This window comes from Dolichospermum sp. UHCC 0352 (assembly GCF_009711925.1).
Classification (GTDB): Bacteria; Cyanobacteriota; Cyanobacteriia; order Cyanobacteriales; family Nostocaceae; genus Dolichospermum; species Dolichospermum lemmermannii.
Genome location: NZ_VIKY01000043.1, coordinates 14,979 through 33,841 on the forward strand (window position 1 = coordinate 14,979; position 18,863 = coordinate 33,841).

At 36.6% G+C, this 18,863-nt stretch carries 11 protein-coding genes and 1 tRNA gene; 6 read left to right on the forward strand and 6 right to left on the reverse strand.

Going from position 1 to position 18,863, the window contains the following annotated elements; all coding sequences use genetic code 11:
- Positions 1-103: 103 nt before the first annotated feature.
- Positions 104-5,545, reverse strand: coding sequence for a type I polyketide synthase (locus FJR06_RS02840; RefSeq protein ID WP_168650687.1), 5,442 nt, complete (start codon positions 5,543-5,545; stop codon positions 104-106).
- A gap of 1,562 nt (positions 5,546-7,107) precedes the next feature.
- Between FJR06_RS02840 and FJR06_RS02845 the strand changes: the two genes are divergently transcribed.
- The 6 genes from FJR06_RS02845 to FJR06_RS02870 all read left to right on the forward strand — a co-directional run bounded on the left by FJR06_RS02845 (position 7,108) and on the right by FJR06_RS02870 (position 14,198).
- Positions 7,108-8,319: an ABC exporter membrane fusion protein gene (locus FJR06_RS02845; RefSeq protein WP_015081095.1), complete on the forward strand. Its 1,212-nt coding sequence runs from the start codon at positions 7,108-7,110 to the stop codon at positions 8,317-8,319.
- A 116-nt stretch (positions 8,320-8,435) separates the two neighbouring features.
- The gene (gene devC, locus FJR06_RS02850; protein WP_168650689.1) at positions 8,436-9,614 is read left to right on the forward strand and encodes an ABC transporter permease DevC; all 1,179 of its coding nucleotides are present in this window, start codon (positions 8,436-8,438) and stop codon (positions 9,612-9,614) included.
- A gap of 217 nt (positions 9,615-9,831) precedes the next feature.
- Entirely contained in the window at positions 9,832-10,836 is a 1,005-nt protein-coding gene (locus FJR06_RS02855) for an NAD(P)-dependent oxidoreductase (RefSeq protein WP_168634086.1), read from the forward strand.
- Between the two features lie 47 nt (positions 10,837-10,883).
- The gene (locus FJR06_RS02860) at positions 10,884-11,342 is read left to right on the forward strand and encodes a DUF2141 domain-containing protein (protein ID WP_168650691.1); all 459 of its coding nucleotides are present in this window, start codon (positions 10,884-10,886) and stop codon (positions 11,340-11,342) included.
- Positions 11,343-11,494: 152 nt separating this feature from the next.
- Entirely contained in the window at positions 11,495-12,754 is a 1,260-nt protein-coding gene (locus tag FJR06_RS02865) for a glycosyltransferase family 2 protein (protein ID WP_168650693.1), read from the forward strand.
- A 184-nt stretch (positions 12,755-12,938) separates the two neighbouring features.
- Positions 12,939-14,198, forward strand: coding sequence for a glycosyltransferase (locus FJR06_RS02870; protein ID WP_168650695.1), 1,260 nt, complete (start codon positions 12,939-12,941; stop codon positions 14,196-14,198).
- Positions 14,199-14,451: 253 nt separating this feature from the next.
- Here FJR06_RS02870 and FJR06_RS02875 read toward each other — a convergent pair whose 3' ends face one another.
- The 5 genes from FJR06_RS02875 to FJR06_RS02895 form a co-directional block, all read right to left on the reverse strand.
- Positions 14,452-14,784 (reverse strand): SDR family NAD(P)-dependent oxidoreductase, encoded by a 333-nt coding sequence (locus FJR06_RS02875; RefSeq protein ID WP_015081088.1) that lies wholly within the window; start codon positions 14,782-14,784, stop codon positions 14,452-14,454.
- A gap of 127 nt (positions 14,785-14,911) precedes the next feature.
- On the reverse strand, positions 14,912-15,049 hold the full coding sequence (locus tag FJR06_RS02880) for a hypothetical protein (RefSeq protein WP_168634615.1): 138 nt from the start codon (positions 15,047-15,049) through the stop codon (positions 14,912-14,914).
- 387 nt (positions 15,050-15,436) lie between these two features.
- Positions 15,437-17,521 carry a TonB-dependent siderophore receptor gene (locus FJR06_RS02885; RefSeq protein WP_168650697.1) on the reverse strand — a complete coding sequence of 695 codons (2,085 nt, stop codon included), beginning with the start codon at positions 17,519-17,521 and terminating at the stop codon, positions 15,437-15,439.
- A gap of 154 nt (positions 17,522-17,675) precedes the next feature.
- Positions 17,676-17,747 (reverse strand) — tRNA-Asn (locus tag FJR06_RS02890).
- A gap of 159 nt (positions 17,748-17,906) precedes the next feature.
- On the reverse strand, positions 17,907-18,455 hold the full coding sequence (locus FJR06_RS02895) for an NYN domain-containing protein (protein WP_015081086.1): 549 nt from the start codon (positions 18,453-18,455) through the stop codon (positions 17,907-17,909).
- Between the last annotated feature and the right edge of the window lie 408 nt (positions 18,456-18,863).

An 18,863-nucleotide genomic window follows, 5' to 3' on the forward strand; every position in this document is an offset into this window, starting at 1 on the left:
ATTTATTGATTGATGAGAAAATAAACAAGAAATGAATCCAGTAAACTCAGCAAATAATTCAATCAAAAAAATCAAACTAATCAAACAAATCACAGTTTAGACATTACTCACTTTTTGCCACCAGCGTTACCCGTCCTTGATTACCATAACCAACTTCGCCAATATAGCGATTAGAATCGTGCAATTCAGCAACGATATATTCAGCAGATTCGTGAGGATCTAAAGTGGGATTCAGGTCAATTGCTCGGAAGAATACCTGTGGCCATTCCCAGCGCAAACTCTTCGTTAAACCAAACAAACCAGCACTAATTGCACTAAAATTACCTTGATGTCCTAAGCCAAATTCACCGTCCAGATGGGCAACTGTGCAAAAGCTTGTTCTTCCTGCTAAAGATGCCGCATTATTCAAAGTTGTTTTCAGATGTTTTGCCATTAAAAACACTTGTTTAATAATTGCCTTTTCTGCTTCTGGATAGGAAATATGTCCAGGTTTTTCAGGAGTAAATTGAGGATGTAAGTGAATGAATGCCCCAATCGCTCCATGTTTAGTAGTCACACTTTGCAATAATAATTGCAGATGTTGTTCACTCATGTTTGCCAATGTGACGCGGGTAACACCTGCGGGTAATGGCAATTGTTCGGGAACTAATGATTGGGGGAAACTCAAAACTACAACTTTCCAACCTTGTTCTATCAGTGCGTGGGCTAGTTTGGTGGTAGTTAAAGAACCATCATCAGTGATTAAACCAATGTGTCCTTGGGGTAACTGCGCTTCCAAAAAATCTGGTCTGGGTAAGGTTCTTAGCTGAACTGGACGACGGGGAAGATTGATGTCGACGATAGGAGGTGGGGTTAAATCAACCACCTCTGTGGTTTCCCCCCTGAACAAGGGAGGATTAAGGGGGGTTATCTGGTTAACATCAAACTGCGGCTTTTTTTTTTCACCTCCCACCAGTGATTGGAGGTAGTTAACGATTTGCCCGATTGTCCGTAAGTCGCCTAATTCTTCAATATTGGGTTTGGGTAAGTCAGGATACGCTTCCTGCATTGCTCCCAGTATTTCTACCCGTTTGATGGAATCTATGCCTAAATCGGCTTCCATGTCCATGTCCAGTTCCAGCATTTCCACTGGATAACCTGTTTTTTCACTGGTGATGTTTAACAGGGTTTGTCCTAAATCTTGGTACTGGGGAATGGAAATTGATTCTGGTATTACTTCCTCTATTACCTGTGTTTGCACTTGAGGAATGATGATTGGTTCTGGTGCTACTTCGTCTATTACCTGGGTTTGCATTTGAGGAACTATGATTGGTTCAGGTGCGATTTCTGCTGTTACCTGTTGTTGTCCTTGCAGATATTCGACAACTTGACCAATGGTGCGTTTTTCTGCCAGTTCTTCCAGGTTTGGTTTAGGTAAGTTGGGGTATAATTCTTGCAATCCTCCCAGAATTTCTACCCGTTTAATGGAGTCAATTCCTAAGTCTGCTTCCATGTCCATATCGAGTTCTAGCATTTCGATAGGATAACCAGTTTTTTCGCTGGTGATACTTAATAGATTGTTAGCTAGATCATCAAGATTTAGGCTGCTAGTTGCAGGTTCTGGTATGAATGCAACTGGGGACTGGGGAATAATAATTGGTTCAGGTTCAATTACTGGTGCAGCAATTACAGGTTTTGCAACTTCAATTACTGGGGGAATAGGTGCTGCTAATTGAATTTTTGGCTCAATTACTGGTAATGCTTGAGGGGGAATTATGGTGACAGTAGGAGCTACAGGTGCTTCTTCTGGAGCAGCATATATATTTGCTGGTGCTGCTGCTTGGGTATCAGAAATGAGTTGAGAATATTCTTCTTGAATGAGTTGGAAAAAGTGTTTGGTATATTCTATCTGTTCCCGCAGATATTGTTCATGAATGCGGAGAGTTTCACCTTGTTGGGAATGAAACTGCATCATACTCCGCTCTAAGCTTTCCATGATCACTTGCTTAATTTGAGCAGCTTCAGCGGAAGATTTAGCATTAGCAAATAAGGTGTTTTGCTGCTGCATTAATTGAAAGAAGGTTTTCGCGTATTCTATCTGATTATTAAGATATGTGCTGTGAACTTCTAAATTCTCGCTTTGGTTGTGCTGGAACTGGCTCAAAAGTGTTCCTAAGCTGGTGAGAATTTGTTGGCAATTTATCAATTTATCTGGTGTTTGCATCTTCCCTTCGAGTTGCTGCGTGAACAATTCTGATCTGGGTTCTTTTTCAGGCTCTTTTATGATGGTTGCAGTAGTAGTCATCTGTGGCTGTAACTGGGTTTCAATGAGGGGTTGTTTTTTATGTCCGTTACCGTTGCCGTTATGTCCATTATTTGGGGGAATTTTGGCAATTACAGGGGTTTCTATTTCTAAATTTATAGACGGGTTTAGCAATGCTAAACCCCTACTGGAATCCTGAACTTCTGTTAGCGAAGCTCCTCCCGCGGAGGCATTCCTGAACTCCTGAATTTCGGAAATTTTATGTCCGTCCGCTAATGCTTCTGTAAAGGCATTTTTGGTTTTATCAGAAATGTAGTTAATGCCAGTTAATTTGACGCTGAGGGTCTTTTTGTTGGCAATGGGAGGGAATACGGCAGGGAGTTTGTAGGGGTCAAGATTGCCCAAATTCATGCCGATAACTCGCAACTGAACTGCGGCTTCTCGCAAAGAGCGATCGCTGTTTTTGGAGGCGCTGGGATTTAGAGATATGGTAAGATGGGGGCGATCGCCTAATGTATCTTTTACCAAGTTACTCAAAACCCCTTTTGGTCCAAATTCTACGAAGCAATAACCACCAGCCCCATAGATATTTTCAATCTCTTGTTTGAACAATACAGAACTAGCCAAATGGCTTTCTAAGTTCTTTTGAATTGCCGCTGCATTTTGGGGATAATGTTTACCAGTGACATTACTAAAAACCGGAATTTGGGGATTGTGGAAAGTTACCGATTTAGTAGCAATGGCAAAGGATTTTTGCGCGAATGCTATTAATGGAGTATGGAAAGCCGCAGACACAGGCAATAAAACTGCACTATATCCTAACTTTTCGCAAGCATCTTGAACTTTTTGAATTTCTAACTTTGGACCGGCTAAAACAATTTGGGTAGGAGAATTAAAGTTAGCAATACTTACTTTTGGAAACTGCTTCAGCACCGGTTCAATTTTGCTGATATCTTCCTTCACCGCTAACATACTACCAGCGTCATGATCTGGGTCTTTGGGTGCGGCCATTGCCTGTCCTCTAGCTTTCACTAGGAACAAATAATCAGCCTCACTCAATACTCCCGCAGCCCACAAAGCGGTTAATTCACCAAAACTATGTCCTGCGGTGAAATCTGCCTTAAAGCCAGCTTGTTGCAAAATTCCATACAACCCAGCACTAAATACCCCAATTGCCGGCTGTGCATATTCCGTTCTTTGCAAAGTTGCAACTTGGGCTTTTTTCTCAACTTCATCAAAGGTAGAATGAGGGAAAACAACTTCAGAAACTGGTTGTAAATTGCTTTGCTTGAACAGATGATCCATCTTGCCATATAACTGTCGCAAGCTGGGGAAATTCATCACCGCTTCTCTGCCCATTTCCAAGTATTGAGAACCTTGTCCAGAGAATAAAGCGACAACTTTTCCACCTAAATCCATTCCCGAAGAACGGTAATAAATACCTTGAGGATGTTCCCAAGAAATTGCATCAGGCTTACTTTTGAGTAAACCAAGACTAACTTGCAGTAACTTACAAGCTTCTTGTAAATTCTCAGATACAAAACCAATTCTTAGGGCAGTTGTAGGAATAGCTAAAGATTGACAATCTAACAATAATTGAGAATAGAATCTTTCGCCGTCGTTAGCTTGCAAATTATTTAAAGTTGCTTCTAACTTGCTAATTAATTCCGCATGAGTAGCACCAAATAATAGCACTTCACCGGCTGCACCATGTAAACGATAAGAACTTTGTTGTTCTGGTTCGTATTCTTCCAAAACAACGTGATAATTTGTGCCACCAAAACCAAAGGCACTCACCCCCGCACGTCGGGGAGTTTCACCTTCTGCCTTGATCCAAGGTCTAGTTTGAGTATTGAGATAAAAGGAGGAATTTTCAATATCTAATTTGGGATTTGGTTCGGTAATATTGATGGTTGCTGGCAATACTTTATGATGCAATGCTAGGGCAGTTTTAATAAGGCTGGCTGCACCTGCGGCGGCTTTTGTATGTCCAATTTGTGATTTTACACTTCCCAAAGCAATATGTTGTTTTTGGGTGTCATGTTTACCAAAGAAATCTCTTAAAGAACTGAATTCTATGGGATCTCCTGCCATTGTTCCTGTACCGTGTGCTTCCATTAAACCCACAGTTGCCGGAGAAAATCCAGCATCATCATAAGCCCGTTCTAAGGCTTTAACTTGTCCTTCTTTTCTAGGGGCATAAATACTCTTATAACGCCCATCACTAGAAGTACCAATTCCCTTGATTACCGCATAGATTTTATCCCCATCTTTTTGGGCATCTTCTAAGCGTTTGAGGAGAATCATCCCAATCCCTTCACCTAACATCATCCCATCAGATTTAGCATCAAATGGTTTCACATTCTCGCTAGGAGTAACTGCTGGAGTTTTGCTAAATGAGATGTAAGCCATGATCGTGTTATCGGTGTCTACTCCACCGGTTAACATCATATTGCTACGATGTTCAACTAATTCACTAATGGCCATTTTTAATGCCCCAAAGGAACTAGCACAAGCCGCATCAACTACACAGTTTGTACCGCCAAAGTTGAGACGGTTAGCAATTCTGCCAGCCACCACATTTGCTAACATTCCAGGGAAAGCATTTTCATCCCATTTCACATAAGCAGATTTGATTTTATCAACAATCTTTTTAGTATCTTCGTCAGATACACCACTGCTTTTGAGAACTTTTTCCCAAACCGGATATTCCAATCTGGCAGTTAATGGCATTCCCAATTGTTTGCCCATAGCTACACCCAAAATCACGCCGATATTTTCGCGGCTAAATTCACGGGATTCGCTATAACCAGCATCTTCCATTGTTTCTTTAGCAACTACTAAACTTAATAGTTGAGAAACATCTGTAACTTCTAAAATGCTGGGAGGAATACCAAATTCCATAGGGTTAAAATCAACTTCAGGAATAAAACCACCACGTTTACAATAGGTTTTATCTTCTGCTGTTCTCGGATTAGGATCATAGTAATCTTCTACGCTCCAATGAGTAGAAGGAACATCAGTGATACAGTCAATTTTATTAACAATATTTTGCCAGTAATCCCTTAATGTTCTCGATTGAGGCATTAAGGAAGCCATACCAATAATAGCTATGGGAGTTGTGTGTAGTTTTCTATTAATTTCCTTAGTTGACATGGAATTTATCGAATTTTTTAGGTTTCCTGAATTCATTTTTCCTTCCTCTATAAACTTCAGCACAGCCTGTTCAAAACTATTAATTTGGGCTTCTAATTCCGTCAAAGAACTATTTATCGTGTCTATCTTTTGAAGGGGGGAAGACATAGGACATAGACTAATTTTGAGTACCGTAAATTGTGCAGTAAATTAAGCTATTAGCAGATAGAATAACTATCTACATTCACCCAATCACCGCAGGTAAGTTTAAATGCTTGAATTTACATCAGCACCGCAGCATATTTACCAATTAATAATTGATAATTCATTTTTGAAGCTTTAGGTAGGTTGGGTTAAGGAACGCAACCCAACATTTCATAATTTTGCTTGGGTGTTACTAAGCTACATTTCCTTAACACCAAGCGAACTGGCAATAGAACATACTTAATCTGAAGGATATGTATGAATACAGAAACGGTTTTATCTCTTAATCATTGAATGTTTTACCTATGGAGGAATAATGTTCTGTATGTTGATATAGCAGTTGCCAGTTTTTAAAGTCCAGGATAACCTATTTTAGATGATTAGACTGATAAAAGCTGCCAAAATCGTTACAAAATAATCAGCACTCTGTGGCAAATTCTGTGAATAGTGAAAAAATACTTAAACAGCTTTTCAATAGTCTAGCAGTTTGTAACTTAGTGAGATGCAAAACCCCGGTTTATCAAAGAATAGGTTTTGTTTCTTTAGGCAATTCTGCTGTACAAAGCTGAGTGGATTTTAGTATTTCTTCTGTTTATAGAAATAAACTCAACAATTTATTTTTCATTCATAAATGTTGAATTAATAAAAAGACTAGCACAGCTTATGAAAATGGAATAGTTCATTTTTGCTAATTTTTGGAGGAAAATATTTGTTAATTGATCTCCTTTTAAATAAAACATAATTATCTGAGTATAATCTAGAACCGAATTTGTGAATAACATATCTTGGGTAATTACGGATTTAACATCAATCTTTTCCTGATAATTCAGGGATTTTATCTAAATTGTCTCATAAGTAACTAATCAATAAATATACAATAGAAATATTTGCACATAATTGGGTGTTTTTTGAGCAAACTATCATAATCAAGTCTTGGTTTTTGATGAATTTATAAGATAACTCACCTTTTCTAGACAATTGGTTATTTATAAACCAAACATTAATTTGTTGGATATTGAACACTAACCTGTAACCATATCAATTGTGATGAAATATGGACAATTTGCATTTATTTACGAGAATTTGCTAAAAAAAATACAGATTTTTAGATTAATTTATGAGTAATTAAATATAGTATCTAGTCAAGGATTTTATTAATTAAAGCAACTAAATTTAGTTGACAATATCAAAGTTATTTGGGATAATTGCAGAGAAGTTTATTCATTCCCCAAGTTATTAGCATCATCACCACTTGGGAATTGAAGATTTTTATTTCTCCCTAGAGATATCGTATTTTAGGCTACTTAATTAAATGCCAATTCAAGATAAAACTGATAGCGTAGCGTGGCGTTCCTCATGGATGATTAGAAGTAAAAACACCGCTAATTTAGGTATTTATAACAACTAAAAATGCTGACAACAATTCATACATAAATAATTAGACATATCTCTTTTATAAAAGTAACAGAGAATCCGTCTATAACCATTACGAGTATTTTCCGACATAACACCATTGGAATAAAAATATGGCAGTAAATAAAGAACGCCAATTATTCAACCTAACTGCGTTAAAGTGGAGAATAATTCTAGCAACTTCTCTAACTTTCTCTACGGGTTTAGTATCTTTATACATTTTTCATCAATTAAAGATAAATTCCCAGACTCAATCTTCTGCTATTGCTCCCATTATTAAATATCAACCCATTCCCGTTAAAGTTGCCGTAACTGCCTTAGGAAGATTGCAACCACAAGATAAAATTACTTATTTATCTGCTCCTAATTCTATCAATGGTGTACGAGTAGAAAAACTGTTGGTCAAGGAAGGAGATGATGTTAAAAAAGGACAAGTATTAGCTTATCTAGAAAACTATGCTCGTTCTCAAGCAGCTATCCAACAGGCATTTGATAAATTGTTAATTGCCAGAACTAAACTTGCACAGGTACAAGCTGGAGCAAAAACTGGAGATATCAATGCTCAAAAAGCCACAATTACCAGGTTAAATTCTCAATTTAAAGGAGACATTGCGGCTCAAGCAGCAACAATTAACCGCATTCGGGCTGAAGTTGAAAATGCTCAAAAAGAGAGTAATCGCTATCGGCAATTATCAAAAGACGGTGCTGTTTCTGCTTCTGTTTTTGATAGTAAAAATTTAGTTCTCAAAACTACACAACAGCAGTTAAAAGAAGCTGAAGCTACTCTTAAACGGACACAAGATACTTTCCAAGATCAAATCAAAGAAGGAAAATCCAAACTTAATAGTATTAAAGAAGTTAGAACCGTAGATGTAGAGTTAGCAAAAAGTGAAATCAAAAGCGCGGAAACGGCAGTGCAACAAGCCAAAGCTGACCATGATTTAACTTACATTGCTGCTACTATAAATGGTACAGTTTTGCGAATTCATGCCAGAAATGGCGAAGTAATTGGTACTTCCGGTCTTGCAGAAATTGGCAATACATCAAAAATGCAAGTTCTAGCAGAAGTGTATCAAACTGATATTCAAAATGTTCGAATTGGACAAAAAGCTATCATTACCAGCACCACATTTCCCGGCAAATTACAAGGAACTGTCCGAGAAGTTGGTTGGCAAGTTGATAAACAAGGCATCTTTAGTATTAATCCCAATTCTGATGCAGACCGCAGAGTAATTGAAGTCAAAATATCTATTGATAATCCCACCGATAGTCAAAAGATATCGAGATTAACTAACTTGCAAGTTGATGTTGCAATCCAGATTTAGTGATTGGTTATTAGTGATTAGTTATTGGTTATTGGTTATTGGTTATTTTCTACAACTGACAACTGAAAACTGACAACTAACAACTGACAACTGACAATTAACAATTAACAATTAATATGAATTTCAAAATTCCTTTGGGGTGGCTACAGCTTGTCCAGCAGAAACTTCGTTTTGTGATAGCTGTAGCCGGAATTGGCTTTATTGTGCTGTTAATGTTTATCCAACTTGGTTTTCAAGATGCACTATATTCTAGCGCTACAGCACTACATCAACGATTGCATGGTGATTTGTTTTTAGTTAGTTCTCAATACAAATCTTTGACAGCAATTCAAAGTTTTTCTCGCACTCGGTTATACCAAACTTTAGGGTTTGATGGTGTTGATTCAGTTAGTTCAATTTATTTGCAATTTGCAAAATTAAAAAATCCCGTTAGTGGTGAAAAATATTCAATTTATGTCATTGGTTTTGACCCTGGAAAATCCGTGCTAGATATTCCAGAAGTTCAACAAAATTTGGATAAACTCAAAATCTCTGATGTCATGCTATTTGATAGAGATGCCCGTCCAGAATTCGGACCAATAGCAGAATTATTTAATCAAGGAAATACTGAACAGCCAATTGAAATATTTCCCTTTGATGCTGTCAAAGGTTATCGAGTCAGAGTTGGTGGTTTATTTAGTTTAGGACCTTCCTTTGGTGTAGATGGTAATTTAATTGTGAGCGATTCGACTTTTTTAAGAATAAATCCCAATAGCCGTCCAGTTGAAAAAATAGATATGGGGGTAATTAAACTCAAAGACGGTGCTGATATAAAACAGGTTTTAGCCAATTTAAAAGCCAATCTACCAAATGATGTAAAAATATTCACTCGTCAAGAATTTATTGATTTTGAAAAACAATATTGGTCAGTCAGAACCCCCATTGGTTTTATTCTGAACTTGATGCTAATTATGGCTTCTGTGGTCGGAGTGGTAATTGTTTACCAAATTTTGTATAGCAATATCGCCACTCAATTTATTGCCTACGCAACTTTAAAAGCTATTGGTTATGCTAATGGATATTTATTAAATGTGGTTTTTCAACAAGCATTAATCTTAGCATTATTAGGTTATATTCCTGGCTTTATTGTTTCCATTGGTTTGTATGATTTTGCGATGAAAGCAACTAAATTACCGATCATGATGACAAGTAATAATGCCTTACTTGTTCTGGTATCTACAGTCTTAATTTGCATCACCTCTGGAGCGTTAGCTATTAATAAACTCCGTTCTGCTGATCCGGCTGATAGTTTCTAGAGATTTGTTGCATTAAAATTTATCAAATTCTGCCAAATATTCTCTAGACTAAAACCAACTAAAGATAGAAGTTTAATGTTATTAACAACAGTAGAATTCTCTGGCAAGTACAACAGTTCATAGTTGCATTTAATCGCAATTCTTAAACTTAGATTGTATAACTTTCTCAACTGTATGGCTAACGCCACACGATCACAAAACACCTATCTATATCCCCATGAACTTCCAAAACAAAACTCTGCTGATTACTGGAATTGACGAATTTATTGGTTTACGTGCAGCCGAATTAGCGATCGCTCAAGGGATGAAAGTCCGAGGTATACAAAGTTCCCAAGTCAAGGATCAAACAGCGCAAAATTTAGGTGTGGAAATTCTAGTTGGTAATATCACTGATCCTGGAATTTGCTCGAAAGCTTGTCAGGGAGTAGATATAGTTTTACACAATGCTCAAATTGCTGAAGAAGCCGGGGACATTAAGCATTTTCGGGAAATAAATGTTAGCGGTACTATTAATATCGCTAAGGCTGCTAAACAAGCTGGTGTAAAAACATTTGTCCATCTTTCTACTGCTTTAGTATATGGGTTTGACTACCCTGAGAAAGTCACAGAATCAGGTACGCTTTCTGGTGAAAACAATGCTTATTGTCAAACAAAAATTGAAGCGGAAATCGAAGTTTTAAAACTTAATAATGCTCCAGAATTTGGAGTAATTGTTATTCGGGCTGGAGATGTTTATGGGCCAGGAAGTCTTCCTTGGATTGTGCGGCCAATTCAGATGATGCGACAAAAATTATTTGCCTATGCTAATGAAGGCAAGGGTGTGATGAATCATCTATATGTAGATAACCTAATTGATGCCATCTTTTTAGCCATAGAAAAATCCGCTTATGGAGAGGTTTTCAACATTACCGACGGTAAAGAAACTTCCTGGAAAGAGTATTTTATTCATCTCGCTTCATTGGAAAATTTACCAGCACCAATGTCTTTACCTAAAGAGGAAATGAAATTATTTTTGAAAGTGCGTCTTCAGGGGCAAAAACTATTTCGTAAAAAAGCTGATATTCTCCCAGAATCAGTTGATTTTATGAGTCGTCCTTATGCCTATTCTATTGCAAAGGCGCAAAATATTTTGAATTATCAAGCAAAAATTGATTTAGCAGAAGGAATGCGCCGCACCAATGAATGGTTGCAAAAAACTGACATTCAAAAACTGATGAAATAGATCAAATTCCCCACAAGTAAATTTTCACAAAAAGGAAGTATTAACTAATGTTAAAAGTTGTGAATCTGTTGATTGCTACGTTACTAACTATCAGTTTTGCAGAAGCAGCCCAGGCTGAATCAACAACATCTTTAACTGTTGTTGTTAATGGCATTCGTAACAAAACTGGGGAAATTTGTATGAGAGTTTATAACTCTGAAAAAGGATTTCCCGATAATGCTAAAAGTGAAGTTAAAAGCGGTTGTACTCAAATTACAGGCAATTCCGTAAAGCAGGTATTTTCTGGATTAAAACCTGGTACTTATGCTGTAGCTGTAGTTGATGATCAAAATGGTGATCGCAAACTCAATAAAGACTTTTTTGGCATTCCTAAAGAAGGTTTTGGAATTTCTAAAAATCCTACTGTTTCTATCAGCACTGGCTCACCAAAGTTCAATAATTCCAGTTTCAAGGTTGACAAGAATACTACCATTAACATCTTTCTCAAATATTCTCTTGATCCCTAATTGAGAATTTGAATATTGGGTGGGGAAACCCCGCCCCTACTAACTTCTTTCTCCTTTCTCCTTTCTCCTTTCTCCTTTCTCCTTTCTCCTGACTCCTGACTCCTGACTCCTGACTCCTTGATTCCTGACTCCTTTCTAAGACTATAGAAATAATGCCAGATTTTATGATATTTCTATCTAAGTCTTTGTTCGGTTGGCTGGTAATTCAAACTTGTTTAACGTTAGTATTTTTATGGTATTTACGTTCACACAAACCCAAGTCATTACCAGATGAACAGTTACCAAAAACGGCAGTAATTCTCTGTTTACGGGGTGCTGATCCTTTTTTACCTAATTGTTTGCGATCGCTCTTACAACAAAATTACCCAGAATATGATTTAAAGTTGATCATTGATAGTAAAGAAGATCCAGCTTTTAAAATTGCCACCGAAATCATCAATCAACTGGGTGCAACTAACATCGAAATTAGCACATTAAGAGCAGTTCGTCATAATTGTAGTCTTAAATGTAGTTCCTTAGTTCAAGCTGTTTCTGATTTGGATAATGCCTATCCAATTATAGCTTTTATAGATGCTGATACCGTAGCTCATCCTAATTGGTTACGAGAATTAGTTACCCCCCTCATTGATGATCAAGTTGGACTCACAACTGGAAATCGTTGGTATGTTCCCACAGGTAATTATTGGGGTTCATTAGTTCGCTACTCCGGTAACGTTTCCACCGTAGTGCAAATGTTTCTCTTTCAAATTCCCTGGGGTGGAACATTAGCTATCAAAACAGAAGTATTAAACCGCATCAAACTTTTGGATAAGTGGGGGGAAGTATTAACAGATGATATGCTTCTCCATAAACTTATCAAGCAAGAAAAGTTGCAAATCAAATTTATTCCTTCTTTATTGATGCTAAATCGAGAAGAAAGTAGTCTACGTAACTTACTAGAATCATTAAAAAGGTTAATAATTGGTTCTAAACTTTATCATCCCCGGTGGTTAGCCATAATCAGTGAAGCATATTCTAGTATCATCGTCCCCAATGTAGTCATCATCGTGATTTTCCAGCTATTGCTGGAGGCTCAATGGGAGGCTGCGGCTTTACTATTTTCCGTCTATATCTCCTACACCATTGGCTTAGTTTTACTAATGCTATTGATGGAATTTGGCGTACATCAAGTGCTGCACAATCAAGGTGAAAAAATACCAAAATTGTCACCTTTAATCATCCTGAAAATGTTGATAGTTATTCCCCTAACACAATGGGTTTACGGGTTAACAATATTATCTTCTTTGTGGGTATCAACAATTACTTGGCGTGGACTAACTTATCGCATTAAAGGGCGTGAAAATATTCGGTTAATTGAATACCGTCCTTACCAATGGCTAGATCAACCAATTGATCCCAAAACATCTCTTTAAGTAATATTCCTCAGTCAACCAAATGTAGGTTGGGTTAAGGAACGAAACCCAACATATCTATTTAAGAGAATGGGAGAATTTTAGATTTTCTATTTCACTTCAACATCTAAAATCCCCAATTCAACAATTATTATAAACCAGCGCATCAGTAATCTATTTTTGCAGAAAATATTCCCTCAAAATCATGAAAAATAAACCTCTTCGCATTGCCTTATTTACAGGATTATATGCTCCATTTTTAACAGGAGTTTCTGTCGCTGTTCATCAACGAGTTCACTGGCTATTAAAACAAGGACATGAAGTTTTTTTAATCCACCCAGAAATCAATAATAAATATCCTAAACAAGTGGGAAATCGTCCCATGTCGGGAATAGAAGAACTAGAAACTTTTATTAATTTTTCTTCCTATTCATTTCCGACAGAACCACTTATATTTTATAAATCTTTACCCCAACCATTAAACCATCGTCATTGGAGTGATACAAAACTACTTAATCACTTTCAACCCGATATTATTGTTGTCGAAGAAGCCCCACAAATGAGAGGTTTATATTCTGGCTTCTTACAAGGTTATGGGCGTTCTGTGGGAGTACAATATGCCAAAAAAACAAAGACACCCATTATTTCAATTTTCCATACAGATATCATTGCCTATATCCAATATTATTTTGGGAATACATTCTTTAACTTAGTTCGTCCCCTGCTCCCACTTTTAGTTAAACAATTTAGCGAAACTTACGATTTAAGTTTATTCTCTTCCCGCGAACAATTAACTAAATACCAAAAACTCAAAGCGCAACGCAGCGAATATTTACCCTATCAAGGAATTGATTGCGAAAAATTTCATCCTCGCAATATTTGTTATGATCCAATTCCTAATGATAAACGCCCAACTATTTTATTTGTGGGACGCATTACCCCAGAAAAAAATGTCAATCAACTTTTAGACATTTATCCCCTCATTGCTGCCAAAATTCCCGATGTCCATTTAGTAATTGTGGGTAGCGGTCCATTAGATGCAGAAATTCGCCGTCGGGCTGAAAAATTCCCCAATGGTATCACAATTTGGGGTGAATCTCATGGTAAAGAACTTTTAGGTTGGTTTGCAAAAGCAGATATATTTGTCAACCCTTCTGTCACCGAAAATTTCTGTACCACAACCAACGAAGCCTTAGCTTCTGGAACTCCCGTAGTGGCTGTTGTTGCCCCTTCAACCGCTGAACAGGTAATTTCTGGAGTGAATGGTTTTCTAGCTGCACCTAATAGCCCTCAAGACTTTGCTCAAAAGGTAATTACCATTCTGGAAAATCCTGATCTTAAAAATCAATTAACTGCACAAGCACGTCCTTCAATTCTGGAATTTGATTGGTCAGCTTGTACACAAAAGTTTGAAAACAAGCTCTACGAATTAGTTAACATCGGGGAAAAGAGAGATGTTATTTAATTATTAGTAAATTGGTCAAGCAGATTCTAAAAACTCCCAAAGTAGCTACTGATATCAAAATACCTCTGATCATGAGTGACAACTTCAGGAAATGGGTAAATTATCAAGCTATCTTTGACTAAAATAGGAGAAATTCAAAAAGCTTACAGCTTTAAAAGCTCTATTCCCCTATTTACTGGGAGTATCCACTGTTGAAAAAGGCGATCTACAAAAAGTGGATGCTCCCTACCTAATCCAAGAATAATCTTAATATTTACCAAAAAGCTTGGGCTGTAGAACCTTGTAAAATATCAGGATTATTTGAACTTTTTTGTCGTATTTGATGGGAACTAATTAAAGCGATCACCAGAGAATTCACATTTTTAACAATACTGGATAAAGTAATTTTCCTATTATCTATTAATGCCTCTAAAAAATCTAGCGATTTTGTCACCTCAGCAATTACCGCAAGTTTTTCTTGATCTTTATCTACTAAAACCAGATTGTAACTATGACTAGCAAAAACATAAGCTAATTGGTAGCCAATTCCATGTGCTGATCCTGTAATCAGCGCAGTTTTTTGTCGATATTTATGATGGTTTTCCATTTAATACAATGGTTAATTTAGATTTAATAAAGCAAAAATGTTCTTAGATGAACAGTATTGAAAATGACCTTTATCCCATTGCAATTAACAATATTACTCTCAAATAAAAAAATCTGTATTTCTGGATTCACTCTTTTTTCCTAACTTTGATAGCTACCGAAATTTTAGTTTCTATAAATGTGGTAGTGTCTATTGTCGCTCCTTCAACCCTTAAACAAGTATTTTCAGAAGTGCGGAATTCTTCTGATAACGTCAGGTTAGTCATACCCCTTTTGTAATATCTACCTTTTGATAGATGTTATTTAATTATTAGTAATAGAAATTTAAATTAGGTAATCGTTAATACCACATGAAGCATGAAATAAATTATTTAAAAAAACGCCAACTTGGCTACTGTGATAAAAAGACCCCTGCTAGAGTATTTAAGTAGTTGACCTGTGGGCTTTTAGGTTCTTAGTTTGAGATGCTGACAAAGCCAGCTTGTGATCAGTCTAAAGATTGCCTACTCCAACTGATCACAAGATTGCTATTGTTCTCAATCGTTCCTAAAACTCTTTATACCTCAGAAGTTTTACTTCTGGGGTTTTTGTTTTTATAGGAACACTTGGTAAGCGAAAAACTCAGTGGCTAATTTTCAACCCAAACATACTAATTATAAACTAGAATTTAAACCCACACGGAAAGTAAAACCAGGGCTATAAATCCGATTAACTCGTTCATATTGTTCACCCAGAATATTTTCTAGGTAAAAAGTTAGTCCCAAATTTTTACTGACAGGAATCCGGCCACTAAAATCTAAATTAAAGAAAGACGGTGCAAAATCTGTACTTCTTTCTCCCGGTAGATTTCTACTAAAAATAGAACGACGAGAACCACCATTATAAGTAGCATATAAATTGCCTTGCCACCCATTCTTTTGATAACCAATTCCAGTTTGCAGCAAAGAGTAGGGAATTAACCCTAACTGTAATCCTGTTTCAGTGCCAGTTTTGATTTGAGCATCTGTATAAGTGTAGTTGAGAAAAGTTGACCACTCACGGGCAATTTTTAATTGCAATGCAGCTTCTAAACCATTAGTATCAACTAAACCAATATTTTGCCATTTACCATTAATTACGCCCAAACGATTATCTAAACTATTCCCAAAATAAGTAAATTTTCCTAACAATTTTTCCGACAATCTCATATCTATTCCCGCAGTCCAAGTAGAACCAATTTCTGGTTTTAAATCTGGGTTAGGATTCCAATTATGAACCGTATCAAAAACATATAATTGATCCAACCCAGGATTGCGTTGCGCCCCTGCCCAACTTCCACGCAATGCAATAGCTGGATTAACAGCATAACTTAAACCAAAACTAGGATGAAAATAATTCCCAAATTGGCTATCAAAGTTTTGTCTTACTCCTAAATCAGTTTGGAAAGTATCGCTAATTTTCCAAGTATTCACAGCAAATAAAGCCGTATTTAAAACACTTCTATCTTCTTTTTCGTTTTTAGAAATTAGGTCAGGATTTGTACTAATAACATCACCAATTAAATCAGTATTTTTTAAATCCAACCCCCATCGTAATTGATTATTTGGAGTAATTTTCCATTCATGATCTATCCGAGTTTTGAATTGTTGAGTATCTAAAATTCCGGTTCTGTAAAATGTTGCCCCAGTTGGTCCATAAGTGCTAAAATAGTCTCGGTTATAACCCAATGTAGTTGTTAAATTAGAATTTTCTTCCTTACCAAGTCGAGTTTTCCAAGATAAGCCAAGATTTAAACCATCATGATCTAATCGGTCTTTTTGTAAAGGGAAACCGAAATAAATTAACCCCCGACGACTACTGAGTGTAGTTACATCTAAATTCAAAGAGTTTTTAGGATCTAAATCTATTCCGACACTACCAAAATAAGTGCTTGTAGCTGTATCAGCATTAAATAAATATCCCTGGGTATCACGATTTGCTGCACCAACAGGAACAAGATAACGGTTATCTATAAAAAATCTTTCAAAGCTAAAGTTGTATTTAACTTTATTTGTTGAACCCCCATAAGTTACCTGTTGATTATTTAAATTTAATGAGCCAAATTCTGCACTACCAGTTAATTTAGGTTTACCATAACCTTCTTTAGTAATGATATTGACAACTCCGCCAAAGGCTGAAGAACCATATAAGGAAGCAGCGGTACCGCTATATAATTCAACTCTTTCAATAGCCTCTACAGGAATACTATTTAAATCAGTTCCTCCATGATATGTACTGATATTCGTATTAATTGGTCTGCCATTAATCAGAAATACAGACTGATTAATTGAAGCTCCTCGATAGTATGTACCTGTGTGAATATCTGCACCATGTCCAACATCATTGATAGCAAAACCGGGCATTTTTTTTAAAACATCAGCAACGCTAGTTGCACCCTGTTTTTGAATTTCTGCTTTTTCAATTACATAAGTAGGAGTAGATTCGGGAAGAATATCTTTTTCGCCAATGGTTTCTATAGATATATCCGGATCATTTGTAGGATTTAAATCTGGTTCTGGTGTAGGTTCTTGTTTAACTTCATTTACTGCTGGTTGTTGAGTTAATAATTCAGCATTTGTGGTGGGTAATTCGATTTCATTTAAACTAGGAATATCTGAATTTACTGCATTTTTATTATTTTGATTATCAGCAGCCACGACAGGAACAACTACCAGTAAACTTAGTAAAGAAACTGGCAGAAAAAAACAACTCTTATTCATATTTCTGAACTCACACCCGGTAACAACAATTACTGATTATGATTTTCTCGTATTAATAGCAACAATGTCAAAAGACAAGCTGTCATATTTGTTTGCAGACAAAAAACAAAGCATGAAGCTGATTATTTTCTGCCTCATGCTTTATTTATTTAAACTCCCCAGGCCGGATTCGAACCAGCGACCAATCGATTAACAGTCGATCGCTCTACCACTGAGCTACTGAGGAACGCTCTTAACTTTAGCTATAATAAACCGAAATCCAAATTAATGCAAGTGGTTTTGGCAAAATTTTTTAAATTTTTTTTGGTTGCTGCTGAAACCTCTCACTTTTAATACCCCAAACCCTTTCCAGCAGCGACATTCAGAGATTTATCAATTATAAAATCTATAATCCCATGCGTAATTCCGTTAGTCTTTGTCTGGCTTTAGCATCAATTCCATTCATCAGAAATCTACTTTTAGGTTGTTTCTGTGACTGATACCTATGGCGCATCCGACAAACAGTAGTTTCCACTTCACCGCATAGCTGATGCGCTGACAACCATTCCGCACCATACCCTTGAACTGTTAACTGCTGCGCCCGATCTGATGTAGCGACAATCATGCGAGAAAGTAAAGATTGGGCTATTTGGTGACGGAGAGACGCACAGGTTTTTTCGATATATGTGTCTGCGGTCTGGCCAAAATCCGTATAATGTACTGTTAAAAAATCTGTAATAGTTTCTCTGTTGCTAGGAGTGTTTTGATATTGAGCATCAAACACCACCTGAGTGTCATAACCTTGGAAAGCACTATAATTAGTCATTGCTTCCACCAACTCACCCCGTGCAGCCTCGAGTCCGGCATAATCACGGGTTTTTATCAAGCAAGGCCAAGCGCCTATAATATTGTAACCGTCTACTAAGAGAACGGCCGGGACTATGGAACGAGACATGGTTTTTAATCACAATTATCTAGAGTTAACAAAAATCATTCATAAGACTCATATTAAATGAAGCATTGCTTGTAACCCCATGTTACAAAAAATAAAAAATGCTTCTTTCAATCAAAAATAGACCCTAAGATAGAAGCCATAATTCCGGAAATACCCCTAAAAATCAGGCTTCCTGAAGTTGTTTTCTCTAAAAAAATATTTTTTCCCAATCTGCAAAATTTTATATTTCGCTATAGTAAAAAACCAGATACCTATACAGCATCCTGTATTCTGGCATCTGGTCAAAAATTTCTCAAAATTAGGGCTTTTACTTCTTCTTCTTTTTTCTTCTTCCTTCTTTTTTCTTCTTTCTTCTTTCTTCTTCTTTCTTCTTCTTTTTTCTGACTCCTGACTCCTGACTCCTGACTC

What these genes read in the sequence shown, in the direction of transcription:
- FJR06_RS02865 (WP_168650693.1), top strand. Translation starts at nt 11,495, where the DNA reads ATGCCAGATTTTATGATATTTCTATCTAAGTCTTTGTTCGGTTGGCTG.
- devC (WP_168650689.1), top strand. Translation starts at nt 8,436, where the DNA reads ATGAATTTCAAAATTCCTTTGGGGTGGCTACAGCTTGTCCAGCAGAAA.
- FJR06_RS02880 (WP_168634615.1), bottom strand. Translation starts at nt 15,049, where the DNA reads ATGACTAACCTGACGTTATCAGAAGAATTCCGCACTTCTGAAAATACT.
- FJR06_RS02845 (WP_015081095.1), top strand. Translation starts at nt 7,108, where the DNA reads ATGGCAGTAAATAAAGAACGCCAATTATTCAACCTAACTGCGTTAAAG.
- FJR06_RS02885 (WP_168650697.1), bottom strand. Translation starts at nt 17,521, where the DNA reads ATGAATAAGAGTTGTTTTTTTCTGCCAGTTTCTTTACTAAGTTTACTG.
- FJR06_RS02870 (WP_168650695.1), top strand. Translation starts at nt 12,939, where the DNA reads ATGAAAAATAAACCTCTTCGCATTGCCTTATTTACAGGATTATATGCT.
- FJR06_RS02895 (WP_015081086.1), bottom strand. Translation starts at nt 18,455, where the DNA reads ATGTCTCGTTCCATAGTCCCGGCCGTTCTCTTAGTAGACGGTTACAAT.
- FJR06_RS02855 (WP_168634086.1), top strand. Translation starts at nt 9,832, where the DNA reads ATGAACTTCCAAAACAAAACTCTGCTGATTACTGGAATTGACGAATTT.
- FJR06_RS02860 (WP_168650691.1), top strand. Translation starts at nt 10,884, where the DNA reads ATGTTAAAAGTTGTGAATCTGTTGATTGCTACGTTACTAACTATCAGT.
- FJR06_RS02875 (WP_015081088.1), bottom strand. Translation starts at nt 14,784, where the DNA reads ATGGAAAACCATCATAAATATCGACAAAAAACTGCGCTGATTACAGGA.
- FJR06_RS02840 (WP_168650687.1), bottom strand. Translation starts at nt 5,545, where the DNA reads ATGTCTTCCCCCCTTCAAAAGATAGACACGATAAATAGTTCTTTGACG.